This window comes from Niastella koreensis GR20-10, from assembly GCF_000246855.1.
In the GTDB taxonomy this organism is placed as follows: domain Bacteria; phylum Bacteroidota; class Bacteroidia; order Chitinophagales; family Chitinophagaceae; genus Niastella; species Niastella koreensis.
The window spans coordinates 3,173,830-3,186,853 of the sequence record NC_016609.1; the positions used below are offsets into that span (position 1 = coordinate 3,173,830).

Genomic DNA, 13,024 nt, shown 5'->3' on the forward strand with positions numbered 1-13,024 from the left:
TTTACTAAAAACAATCAGGCGCCGATTGATAAGTAGCTTTTCTTGACGGTAATCACAAAAACCTGGAAGGAAAAGTGATTGCCTGGCAGGAAATGGCTTATCCCGTTCGGAATTGAGAAAAGCCGGCAGATAATTACTTTTCCCGAAAGGAAATAACAAAACCCAACAGGAATTATTAAATCCAGATGGGAAATAAGAAAACCCGGAGGGAAAGAACGTTTTTTAGCGGGAATTCTAAAAACCCGATGGGAAATACAAAATCCCGGTGGGAATTCCGAATTCCCACCGGGTTATAAAAAATCCCCACAGGGGTTAGCTCTCAATTAATTGATGATGGTTGTAAATTGACTTGTTGACCCGCCCATTCGTTTAAAGAGGTTCGTAACTTAAATTAGAAGAGCTGTAAATTGAATTATTAGCCCTTAAAATTGTTAACTGAGACAGGCAATTGATCTGGAACCGTTATAATTAATTTCACCGCCTCGCTAATTTTAAAACTGTAGCTGCATCCGGATTTATGAAAGGGAAAAACTATTTAATATCCCATTCCATTCAACGAACCGGACCTTAAATTTAACTGCTCAGGTCTTCTGTTTGATAAATAAAAGGTTCCTTACTTAAATTTGCATATGGATTCCCTGCGACCACTACTTACTTCCTACGCGTATAACATCCTCGGCTCCTATGAGGATGCCAAAGACGTTGTACAGGATGTTTTATTAGAGATGATTAACCGTACCGGTACTGATATTGAGAACGAAAAGGCATATCTAACCCGTTCGGTAATCAATCGCGCCATCAATGCACGCAACAAATTGCAGAAAATGAAATCGGGTTACCCCGGTAACTGGTTGCCCGAACCGGTAGCTACGGAAACTGCTGATGGCGATCTGAACCAGAAAGACATTCTCTCTTACTCCCTCATGGTATTGCTTGAAAAGCTGGATGCCAAACAACGGGCGGTGTTTATACTGAAAGAAGCATTTAATTATGATCATGAGGAAATCGCTGAAGTGCTGGACATCAGCGTTGAAAATTCAAGAAAAATACTCAGCCGCGCCCGGGCAATTCTTCATAATGAGCCCATTAAGGAAGTGGCTTTAACTTCTGTTGATTACCTGGATAAATACATAAACGTAATCCGGAGCGGGGATGTTAAAAGGCTGGAACAGCTGCTGACCAATGATGTAATGGTGGTTTCGGACGGTGGCGGTAAGGTGGCTGCTGCGCTGAACCCGCTGGTGGGTATAGAAAGTGCTTCGGCCTTTTTGGCGGGTATTTATAATAAGTTTTACCAGGATATTCAGGCTGTAAAGGCTATGGTAAACCATCACCCTGCCCTGTTCTATTACGTGAATGGCCAGCTGGCAACCTGCCAGATCTTTGTATGGCGGAATGTAAAAATACACCGGGTTTATTTTGTTAGAAATCCGGATAAACTGGCTGCGTTGCAGGAAGTACGAAAGAAATGAAGAATGAAAAAATTCGCGCTCTTATACTATTGGCTGGTTATACGACCAGCCATTGTTTTTCTACATGGGCCTCTATTGCTTATCTTTTCCTTATTGCGAAAACGGATTTCCCTTTTTTGAAAACTGCCCGGTGTTGACAGCACTACATTTGCCTCACCGGTTCATCCTGTTGAATGATGAACGGGACGATACATTTTGAAAACTAGATTCCCAATGATAAGGTTCTCATTTATTCTGGCTCTGTTATTTAGCACCGTTTTCAGCGTTTTTGCAAAAAATCCCACTGATGGTTTTGGCACAATTAAAGGAAAGGTTACCACCGCTGATGGTCAACCTGCCGCCTCTGTAACCGTAGTGCTGAGAGGCACCAAAAAAGCAGCCATAACCGAAGAAAATGGCACGTTCACCCTGGTACATATAAAATCAGGAAATTATGAGATCGAGATTACCCAGGTTGGGTTTGAAACAATTGTACAACCTGTACGGGTAGATGGCAATAGTATAACGGCGGTTTCCATTCAATTAAAATTGTCGTCCAAACAATTGCAGGAAGTAGTGGTAACCAGCGGCCGTAAAGGATATGCCATCTCAAGCAGTGATTATGTGTCGAAAATGCCCTTGAAGAACATGGAAAACCCGCAGGTATATACAAGCATTGGCAAAAACCTGCTTACCGAACAATTGGTATTTTCGGTTGACGATGCCTTACGCAATGCGCCTGGCGTACAAAAAATGTGGGATGCTACCGGCCGTAGCGGTGACGGGGGCAGTTATTATAATATGCGTGGCTTTATAGTACAAAGCACCTTGCGCAATGGCATTGCCGGTAATGTGGCCGCTTTAACAGATGCTGCCAACCTGGAAAAAATGGAAGTAATTAAAGGGCCCTCTGCTACTTTGTTTGGCAATGTACTTACTTCTTATGGCGGCTTAATGAACCGGGTTACCAAAAAGCCATATGATCATTTGGGCGGTGAAGTCAGTTATTCAACCGGTAGTTTCGAGTTCAACCGGGTTGCGGTTGATATTAACTCACCACTCGATTCAGCTAAAAATGTCTTATTCCGCGTAAATGCGTTGTACAGATATGATGGCAGTTTCATGGATAATGGCTGGAATAAGGGATTTGTTCTTGCTCCCAGCCTTTCTTATAAAGTAAACAACAAACTGAACTTTTTACTCGACGCTGAGTTTTACAGCGGACAGAACACAGGCCTGAACGTTTATTTCTTCCCGTACGATCTTACGGTCTCTTCCTTAGGAACAAACAGGGCCGATCAGCTTAATATTGATTATAAACGCTCTTATGCAAGCGACGATCTGTACCAGACTTCCAGGAACATGAATTTCTTTGGTCAAATGAACTATACAATCTCCAATAACTGGAAGTCGCAAACCTCTTTGTCTGTTACCAACAGTTATTCCGATGGCGCTTCCCCCTACTTTTATCTCTTGTCAACCGGCGCGGTAAAAAACACTTCGGAAACAGGTAGCGGTTACATCTCAAGAAATGATCAATTCACAGATAACAGCAAAGACCAGGTTATTGAATTACAACAGAACTTTACCGGTGATTTTACAATCGGTGGTTTCAGGAACCGCTTTACAGGCGGACTTGATTTCACGCATCATTTTTCTGACCAGTATTTTTCAGGCAATACGTTTGATACCATTTATGCAGTGGGTGAAATTCCTACCTACCGGAATTTCAACCGCACTAACCTGGACAGGTTATATATGGATAAGGGGTATTCTTTTACTTACCCCATCAATTTTATGGCCAATACCTACAGCGCGTATGCATCTGATCTGTTTAATATAACCGATAACTTAATGGTACTGGCAGCCTTACGGCTCGATCATTTTAATAACCGTGGCCCGGCTGATGACATCACCGGAACGTATATAAATTCCGTTCCTTATAATCAGACCTTTCTGTCACCCAAGTTTGGTATCGTGTTTCAACCGGTAAAAGACCAGGTATCGCTGTTTGCCAATTACCAGAATTCGTTTACAAATAAATACGGCACAAACGGTGACCCTACTGGCAGCAGCAATGATAAACACAATGACTTTAAACCTGAACAGGCCAATCAATTGGAAGGCGGGGTAAAACTGGATGTTTTCAATGGTAAATTAACCACCTCTTTAAGTGTATATCAGATAAAGGTAAAAGATGTAATACGGCCAATGCCCGGTAATTCATTGTTTTCTATACAGGATGGAACACAAATAAGCAAGGGGGTGGATGCCGAGATCGTTGCCAGCCCCATTGATGGATTAAGCCTGATAGCCGGCGTTTCTTACAACGACTCAAAATATGAGAAAGCAACCGATGAAAATGTAGAAGGCTTGAGGCCAGCTACGGCTGGTTCGCCCTGGGTAGCCAACTGGTGGATCAGTTACCGGTTGCAAAACCTGCAATTAAAAGGGCTGGGAGCTGGTTTTGGCGGTAATTATGCCAGTGATAATAAAGTAATGAACAGTAAAAACCTGGGTACATTTATATTACCTGAGTATACGGTATTGAATGCCTCTTTGTTTTATGATCAACCAAAGTTCAGGTTATCGGTTAAGCTGGATAACCTCACAAATAAGAAATATTGGGTAGGCTATAGCAGTCTTATACCACAAAAGCTCAGAAATTTTGGCGCCAGCATAGCATTCAAGTTCTAAGAAGAATTTCGCTTACATCAAATACATGAAAAGGGTGTACCTGTTGCGGGTACACCCTTTGTTTATGCATATGAATGCAATAGTTTTATGCTGTAGGCTGCTTTAACGACCAGCCATTTATTACCAGGTCCTGCACCGCCTCATTTTGTTTGGCGCCCTCTTCTTTGGTGTAAATGCCTTTGTCACTTACCAGTTTTACCTGTAACAACCAGGAGCCGGCGAAGCCAATGATCAAACCACCAAAAATGCCAAAGATGCCCCAAATGCCCCAGATGGCGAAGATCAGTATCACCACTGCTATGGCCACACCCCAAGCAATTTGCGCCGCTCTGCCGGCGGCCAGAATATGTATCGACTTACACTCTTTGCATCTTGGGATGCCTACAGGAAGCTTATTGTATTTTACCGAGCGGTAAACAATTACATTGGTTCTGTCATTTTCTTTAAACAGGGGTACGAAATAGTTGTCTTCCATACTGGAGGAATGTCCCGTTTCACAAAACTGACACTTCGTTAAGGTTGGTTCCAGTCGTTTTCTTTCTTTGTTAAAGATGTACATGGGCTGATATTGGAATTCGTTCTTATGTAATACGGACACATACAAGAAACATATTTTTCATGGAAGATGCAAGCAACCTTTCCTTTTCGCGTAAGTGGATTTCCCGTTCTGGCAACCCGCGCAGCGCTGGCTGGGTTATTTTTGCTTCCACAATAGGCATTACAAGGCTACATAAACTCATAATTAAAATCATTAATACCTTATGTGCACTTACCAGACCTTGTTTCATAACGACGAATGCGGTTATGTGATCCTGTGCCGGGCCTGCGATTCCATACAGGTGGCTTTTGGTAATTTACTCCTTACCTGGAACCGGCCTGATTTTTATGATTTCTTTCAGTTTGTAAAACGGATGTTCAACGAATCACCCATTGATGCTGCTACTATCGATAGAAAAACACTGGCCATTCCCGTTCCCTGCGATGGGGTACGTATTTTATTAAGCACCCGGGAGCTGCAACAATTACATCAGATGCTGGATATGGCTGAAACCGAATTGCAATCGCAGCTGTTAATGAGCCTGCTGAGCGGTGAATAATATTGTTACAATAACCTATACCTGATATGAAAATCCTCCCTATATACCAGGAGGATTTTCTTTATGCGGATACTATCTCCAGCCCATATCACTAAGTATATGTGCTTATCCGTTTTAGGCATTAATAATCAATTAATAGAAGCAGGTTGGTCAAAATTTGCAATAGGGTGCCCGGGGAGTGTATTTTTACATCGTTATAACAATCCAATACAAATGAAGCCGAAAACAAACCTTAGCCTGAACCTGAACCATAGCAGTAGATCCTAAAAGACCCGCATTTATCCGTACCCAAAATGGGGAGTCCTGTAAGCCTGAATGATAGCACGTAGACCGTAAAAAAGACCCGAATTTATTTGTACCCTGAACCTGAGCTGTAGCACGTAGACCTTAAAAGACCTTTTTTTAAAGCCCTAAACCCGGGCTGTGAACCCTTGATCTGATTAGTAGCAATTAAACCCTGAGAAACCCAACCGTACCCGTTAAGGCCTGATCTTTTAGCAACCCTGGTAACCCTGATATGTAGCTTATCCAAAAATCCAATGAAGAACTAAACCGTACTCTGAAACAAGATCCAGGTACTCTTTGAACCCGAACTGAATCCTTGTAGCACCAAGATCCATTAATCCGTTATTGAAAAACCTGAACCGATTTGTACCCTTTGAAGCGCGATCCGTAGACCTGTATTCCGTACCTAAAGTCTCCTTAGACTTCGCTCAGAACGATTTGTAGCGATTATCCAATTTAATGAAAGACCAGATTCAATGATCCTTTTGGAAACCATCCAAAGAGATTGACCCTCCTGATAGCAATCGGGAGGGTTTTTTTATTGATTTCGGATTATTTTTTTGTTATATTCAATGAGGGCCTTAACTTCGGTTTCAGGTAAGTGATATACCTATAGCCACTCTTCCAACCAGTGTTTTTCGGTAAAGCTTCTGAATAGTTTATACTTATTTCAAAAATATATGCTGTGAAAACAGCGTTACCTTGTTATTGTTATTAGGAATAAACAATAAGTCGGCACGCACAGGGAAGCATAGCTGTAATAAGTTTTCTTTGTGAAGTACAACCCACATGCAAGTATGTTTTCCTGGCAACACGCCCTGTTTTTGTGCAGGGCGTGTTTTTTATTGTTATTCAGATTCAACAGTATATTCTGTTATCTTAACCTCGGGTTGATATAAACTTAAAGAAAAACAGGTGGTGGCATCCTGCTGGGTAAACCGGAAATAATACCTGTCGTCTTTGACGCCCATAAATTCGTAGCCCCCTACCCCTTTTACTTCCAGGGTATGAAACTGGTTGTCTTTGGTGAATAAAAGCACCGTTGTATTACTGGTAGCCAGTGAGCCAAACCCGAAAAGCTTTTTTTGAACGTCGTAATACTTCAGTTTGGTCAGGTATTTTTTTCCCCGGTAATGAATGGTTGAGTCTGCAGCGAGTGTAAGACGTGGCGCCGATACCTTGCCGGTTTTAAATAAAGTGCTTTGCGTGTATTTGAACGAAGCGCGCTCCACACTGTTAAAAAAAGTGCTGGGTTGGTTTGAAGCAGTTATAGCAGCTTGTGCAAGAAAGGTGTTTGATTTACTATCCGGCTTACAGCTAATAATAGCCAAAATGATTAAACCTGCGAACATTGATAGTTTACAATTAAAGCTCATGGTCTTCCTTTTATGCTTCTACTGGTAAGATAGCCATTTTTACCAATACAGCATTCTTTTACGAAAATATAACAGGTAATGTTTGCCGTTGCCTGTTATCGGTAGCAATAACCAGTTGATTTTTCTTTGGAACCACATTGATATCTACATTTCCTGCATCATATTTAGTTGTGAGAACAACTAATAGCAAATAACACCTGGAGGGTTTCATATAGGGGGCAAAAGATTATAAATTCGACTTACCGGTAAGCTGGATTCCCAACCCCGGCGTTTCACTAACGGTTACTTTTCCATTTTCATATTGTAACCCGGTGGCAATATCTTCGGCCAGTAACAACGGGCCATCCATATCCACATAATCGAGCAAGGGATTCAAATGGGCAATGGCGGCCGAACCTACGGTACTTTCATTCATACTGCCTACCATTACCTTCATGCCCAGTTCACGGGCCTGGGTTATCATGCGGCGGGCAGGTGTAATACCGCTGCACTTGGTGAGTTTTATATTGATGCCATGAAAATGCCCGTGGCATTTTTGTACGTCAGCTTCCAGCACGCAGCTTTCATCGGCTATTAATGGCAGTGGAGATTCTTTGTATAACCGTTTCATGCCTTCCCAATCGTCTTTGGCCAGTGGTTGTTCTACAAATTCAACCCCCAGGTCTTTCAGCGCTGGTAATTTTTCCAGTGCCTCGGTAACCGTCCAGGCGGCATTGGCGTCAACACGTAAGATGGCATCGGTATGTTTGCGTAAGGCGGTCATTATTTCAATGTCCTGACCGGTGCCCAGTTTTATCTTGTAAATGGGCCATGGTTTTTCCTGCATCTTGGCCACCATTTTGTCAATGGTGTCTATACCGATGGTATAATCGGTAGCAGGCGCTTTTGTATTGTCAAGCCCCCATAATTTGTACAGGGGTTGATTGCGGATCTTCCCATACATGTCCCAGGCGGCGATATCCAGTGCGCACACCAGGAAGTTATTTTGCGGGTATAAATGATGCAGGTAATGCCAGTAGCGTTCAGGGTCGGTAAAGGCGAATTTTTCAACAAACAGTTTTTTCGCTTCCAGGTCGGCCACCATTTTTTCAACGGGAATATTGTAATACGTGATCGCCGGCGCCTCGCCATACCCTGCCAGGCCCCTGTTTTCGAGTTGAACGATCAGGGACGGCTGATGGGTTTTGGTGCCTTTTGAAATGGTAAAAGGGTAACGGAACGGTAAGTTGATAGTCTTATAAGCTACTTTCATCGTGGATCGTCAAATTGCAAATTTGATAATGTGATAATATGATAATGTGATAATGAAATACAGGTTCACGATACCCGGAGCGTGTGATTTTTATTTGCATAATAGCTTTCCATTTTCCTATCTCTAATTATTCGTTTTTCCATTATCAAATTATCGAATTATCTAATTATCACATTCATCTTCCTGAGTCTTTCACATACTCTTCAACTTCCTCATTAAACTCTTTTTCTTTCAGCAGCTGTTCCAGCGTCAAATGCATCCGGTACCGCCAGTAATGTTTTGGAATGGCCGGGATGTTGATGCGTTCTTCCGCCGGGTTTTCGCGGCGAAGGGTTTCATTCATGCCTAACAGATCCTGCAGCTGAAATGTTGCCCACATGGCAGGCGATTGCAGGTGCTGGATCACAATGGCCTTATTGATCCACGCTTCACAGGTGGCCGGCGCTTCGCCCCATTGCCCCAATACCGTGTTAAAGAACCGTTGCGTTTTTGTGCGGTCCTCTTCCCACCAACCGCGGATGGTGCTCATATCGTGCGTTGATGGCGTTACCACCGACAGGTACGGCGCCTGTGCCGGATGGAAGAACTCACTGTGGATGTCTTTGGGCATCCGTTGAATTTCCAGGCTCACAATACCCAGCTGTTTCATTACCACCGGAACGCACTGTGGCACCATGCCCAGGTCTTCCCCGCAAATAAGCATGTTGGTCGACCGCTTTAGCGCCGGCAATTTACGTAACCCTTCCTGCATCCAGAAATGTTCCTGCCGCTGGTAAAAATAATTTATATACAATTCCTTCAGTCTATCCTGCACATACCCTTCCAGGTGTTTGAAGGAAGTGGTGTTTTCCATACTGATGCGGAAATGAAATTCCCGCCCGTTCGACCCTGGTTGTTCAAACAATATGACGTTGGAAATAAGATCGTACAAGCCTTGCCGCAAGTGCTGGTTTTCTTCACTGCGCTCCAGTGCATCGAAATGCAATTCCACCTGTCGCTGGGTGGCAAATTCTGGTTTCAACGTGAACTGGTTTCCGGCACTATCCAAATAGGGATAGAACTTTTCTTTATTGGGGCCAAACATTTCCCACAACACCGTATCGTTGATGTATGGCTGACAATACCGAACCGGCGTGAACCAGATGCCGCGTTGTTCCAGCTCTTCTACATGCACTGGTAATGCGGGCACAAAAAAGCCCATGATTCCCTCTACAGCGTGCATGGGAATACTCCAGATGCGGAAGAACCCGAGGATGTGATCGATGCGGAAGGCATCGAAGTAGTTACTCATTTGTACAAACCGCTGGTGCCACCATTCAAACCCGTCGGCCGCCATACGCTCCCAGTTATACGTAGGAAAGCCCCAGTTCTGCCCGCGTACGGCAAAATCATCTGGCGGGGCGCCGGCCTGCATTTCCATATGATAAAGTTCGGGCTTCTGCCAGGCATCGCTGCCATAACGGTATACCCCAATGGCAATATCACCTTTCAGAATTACACCATTCTTATGCGCATAGGCGGCAGCTTCCTGTAACTGGCTATGCAAATGGTATTGCGTAAAGTAATGGATGGCCACCTCATCGTATTGTTTGCTTTTGGGCGAAGCCAGTTTCAGGATGGCTTCTTTATTGTAAATATTATTCGTTTTCCATTGGTTAAAATCGGCCGTTCCAAAGCGATCGCGCAGGCTGCAGAAAACCGCATAGGGCACCAGCCAGTGTTCATTCTGGTAAAAGAACTTGGCAAAATCAGGGTCTTTTAACCACTTCTCTTTTTGCACCATGTACAATTCCTTAATGGCGGCCAGCTTTACATGCATCACGGCTTCATAATCTACTTCGGCCAGCTCATTTAACTGTACCTGCTTTTTCTTAAGCGGTTTTATGAGGTCGGCAAATTCCTTACCAGCCACTTTTGTAATATTCAGGTACAGCGGGTGTAAGGCAAATGCCGAGATAGCGGCGTAAGGATAAGAATCCATCCAGGTATGGGTGGCGGTGGTGTCGTTCACCGGCAATATCTGGATCATCTTCATGCCGGTTTTTACGGCCCAGTCAACCAGCAGCTTCAGGTCGGTGAATTCGCCGGTGCCAAACGAGTTTTTGCTGCGTAAGCTAAAGACGGGTAACACCACACCGGCGCCCCGCCAGGTTGTATTAGGCAGGTGTACAAAGCCATCGTGTAAAATGGTGAGGGTGTTTACCAGGGCATCGCCATGCAGCCAGCGGTTTTCCCCGGTTTCAAACCGTACAAAGCTGTTGCTTTTTATATTATATACCCCGTATTTGTATTGAATGGGGAATGATTCCTTTGGTAAATGCAGTTTTACCGCCCACCAGTTATTTTCACGGTGCAGTAATACCGGTTCTTCCTGGTCCCAATCGGCTAAAGCTTTGTTGCTACCCAGCAGGCACACTACTTCATTTTTCTCCAGCAATGGTGCTTTTACTTTAAAATAGTGCGTGGCATTTTTTACGGCCTTGGCCTTGCTGCGGGTTTCCTGTTCTTTGAGCAGGATCTCCTGGAAGGGATCGGTATAAAAAGCGTTCTCAAATTCGCCGGCAGAGTTCCAGGTATCCATCACCCTGATCTCCTGCATGGGCTTTTTGGAGATGTCAATGGTTTTATGGTCGTCCCACTCCTGCACCTGGTAACCATCCATGCCCTTATAAATGTAACTGTAATGAATGACGTCGATTTGTGGATTGTTAATGGTTACCGTGCCCGTCCAAAGGTCGTGACTAAGCCAGGTTAACGGGTGCGCCTTGTCAATATCGTTATTTCCCAACTCGTCGGTATTGCCGGTTACAAAAAGGGATTCGCCGGGCCGGGTGAAAAATCTTATATAAAAATGGATAGTCATAATAGTGTTTTTAAGTACATGCACCGGCTTTTAAACAGGGGGTAAAGCCTGATAACATGTTCATGCTCAATGCAAAACTATAGCAAGCATTCTATAAAATACCATTAAGGTCTTAATGGTTCCGGGAAATTCAGGACAAATCAGCGGGCCACAACCGGGAGGTTTGAGGTTTGAAAGATAGTAAAAAATACACACCCATTTCCTATTTCAAATCTTTCGCACTACTTTTGCCTCAAAATTTTACCAATATGGCTAATGGTTCTTCAAAATTTTTGTACTGGATCCTGTTCCTGGCATCAACTGCAGCGTTTATTCTTGCTGTCGCTACACGTTTTGAGTATTTGACCCTGATCCTGCCTTTTGTTTGTACGTTCTTTGTAAAGGCGCTTGATATTATTTAATTCAATTGGCAATGAGCAATTTGCTCGCACGCCTTCAACGTTCTATATAAAAAAAATGCCACCAATTATTGGTGGCATTCTTTATTAAATATGTTTGCCAGTTGCTTATTGGCTATTGTCTATTGACTACTGCGCCGCTCCCACAACCTGGGTCTCGGGCTTTTCAATAAAAATGGTCTGTTTTAATTTAACGGCAACGGTTTGCTCGTGTTTTACGGCCGGTGTCCATTGCGGCATGTTCTCAAACGCTTCTATCAGGTGATCGTTCAGGTCGTCGTTGCCGCCTTTGATTACATTGGCGTAGATCACTTTTCCTGCTTTATCAACCACAAACTCAACCATGGCAAAGGTTTTCTGTTGCTGGCCCAGGTAGGGCGCCATGTCTTTGCTCAGTTTATCAATAAATGCCTGGAATTTGTCGTTGCCACCAGGGAAAACCGGTAAGCGCTCCACTACAGTGGAAATCTCATCCTGGTTATACGTTTTCAACGGCCGGCGTTCTTTTTTCACCACCGGTTCCGGTTCCTTTTCTTTAGGAATAATGCCATCGATCACATACTCCCCTTTCTTCGACACCATGATCACCGGCAGCTTGCGGGTTTTTTCAAAATAGGTGTAGGCATGTTTCATTTCTTCCTCCAGCGGCAGGTATTCCGGAAAATCCTTTACATACTTTTTCAGGTATTCGCTGCTGCGGGGATTGTCGAAACGGATGGGGAAAATATGCACCGGAATGAAATCCTGTCCTTCACTTTTGGCGTGTGCGGCCAGAATGTACAATTCCTCAATCTGTTCGTTGTTAACGGGAATGCAACCTGTGGTTACACAACTGCCATGGATATATATATCGCCACCGGGCATCAGGGAATCACTGAGGATCCGGTCTGAGGCGTTGGGATAATTTAAACCCAGCGACAGGTGGTAATTACTTTTGGGGTTGAACTCATTGATGTAATAAAAGCCTTCGGGTACCTGGTAATCGCCTGCCATGCGTTTGGGGCCCAGCGAACCGGCCATCGCGCATACCCGATAGGTTTTAAACAGGGCAAACTTATCGTTCAGTTCCTGCTTAACCCAAACTTCTATCTGGCTGTCGTATTTAAAGGAGCGGATGTAAATGTAGCGGGCGGGCCAGGCTAACTTCTTCTCCTCAAACTGCTTCATCAACGTGTCTTCCTTTTTCTTCAGTGCATCGTTAATGCGCGGGAAGCCACGTTGGTAATCGATAAAATTAATACTGGTTGCTGCAGTTTGCGCTGAAGCTGTTTTTACAAGGCTTATGGCCCCCAGTAAAAGTATATACGCGTATCTCATGTAAGTTAACTGGGATAGTAACGAAATATAGGTTATGATTATTTACTACGCTGGCGTTAATCGATGTTAAAATTAATACAAACAGGCTACTAAAAAACAATTTAGCTTATGCACATTGTGGAAAATACATAAACTACTGTATGCAAGTATTTTGATGTTGTTATAGCTAAATGGCAGTTTAGCACCTGCGACGCTTCATCCTCAGGTCTTTCAACAACAAATCGTGATTAATGTTTATGCGAAACCTGCTGACCAAAAAAAATGCCGGAAAAAGGGAAAAGTCCGGAC

Annotated in this window: 9 protein-coding genes; 4 read left to right on the forward strand and 5 right to left on the reverse strand. The window is 43.8% G+C overall.

Features of this window, described 5'->3' with window-relative positions:
* Positions 1 to 629: 629 nt before the first annotated feature.
* The gene (locus NIAKO_RS12600) at positions 630 to 1,472 is read left to right on the forward strand and encodes a sigma-70 family RNA polymerase sigma factor (RefSeq protein WP_014218809.1); all 843 of its coding nucleotides are present in this window, start codon (positions 630 to 632) and stop codon (positions 1,470 to 1,472) included.
* A 213-nt stretch (positions 1,473 to 1,685) separates the two neighbouring features.
* Positions 1,686 to 4,148, forward strand: a complete 2,463-nt coding sequence (locus tag NIAKO_RS12605; protein WP_014218810.1) for a TonB-dependent receptor — start codon at positions 1,686 to 1,688, stop codon at positions 4,146 to 4,148.
* Between the two features lie 85 nt (positions 4,149 to 4,233).
* Here the strand turns inward: NIAKO_RS12605 and NIAKO_RS12610 are convergent, their stop codons facing one another.
* A complete protein-coding gene (locus tag NIAKO_RS12610) occupies positions 4,234 to 4,707 on the reverse strand; it encodes a hypothetical protein (RefSeq protein ID WP_133055352.1) in 474 nt (157 codons plus the stop codon).
* Positions 4,708 to 4,909: 202 nt separating this feature from the next.
* On the opposite strand from NIAKO_RS12610, the gene NIAKO_RS12615 reads away from it, so the two are divergent.
* Positions 4,910 to 5,245, forward strand: a complete 336-nt coding sequence (locus NIAKO_RS12615) for a DUF6686 family protein (RefSeq protein WP_014218812.1) — start codon at positions 4,910 to 4,912, stop codon at positions 5,243 to 5,245.
* Positions 5,246 to 6,378: 1,133 nt separating this feature from the next.
* Here the strand turns inward: NIAKO_RS12615 and NIAKO_RS12620 are convergent.
* The 3 genes from NIAKO_RS12620 to NIAKO_RS12630 form a co-directional block, all read right to left on the reverse strand.
* Entirely contained in the window at positions 6,379 to 6,882 is a 504-nt protein-coding gene (locus NIAKO_RS12620; RefSeq protein WP_041346697.1) for a hypothetical protein, read from the reverse strand.
* Positions 6,883 to 7,132: 250 nt separating this feature from the next.
* Entirely contained in the window at positions 7,133 to 8,158 is a 1,026-nt protein-coding gene (locus tag NIAKO_RS12625) for a mandelate racemase/muconate lactonizing enzyme family protein (protein ID WP_014218815.1), read from the reverse strand.
* Between the two features lie 175 nt (positions 8,159 to 8,333).
* Positions 8,334 to 11,021 carry a 4-alpha-glucanotransferase gene (locus NIAKO_RS12630; protein ID WP_014218816.1) on the reverse strand — a complete coding sequence of 896 codons (2,688 nt, stop codon included), beginning with the start codon at positions 11,019 to 11,021 and terminating at the stop codon, positions 8,334 to 8,336.
* Positions 11,022 to 11,269: 248 nt separating this feature from the next.
* Here NIAKO_RS12630 and NIAKO_RS38955 point away from each other — a divergent pair, with 248 nt between their 5' ends.
* The gene (locus NIAKO_RS38955; RefSeq protein WP_014218817.1) at positions 11,270 to 11,422 is read left to right on the forward strand and encodes a hypothetical protein; all 153 of its coding nucleotides are present in this window, start codon (positions 11,270 to 11,272) and stop codon (positions 11,420 to 11,422) included.
* A 126-nt stretch (positions 11,423 to 11,548) separates the two neighbouring features.
* Here NIAKO_RS38955 and NIAKO_RS37570 read toward each other — a convergent pair whose 3' ends face one another.
* The gene (locus NIAKO_RS37570; RefSeq protein ID WP_014218818.1) at positions 11,549 to 12,736 is read right to left on the reverse strand and encodes a L,D-transpeptidase family protein; all 1,188 of its coding nucleotides are present in this window, start codon (positions 12,734 to 12,736) and stop codon (positions 11,549 to 11,551) included.
* Between the last annotated feature and the right edge of the window lie 288 nt (positions 12,737 to 13,024).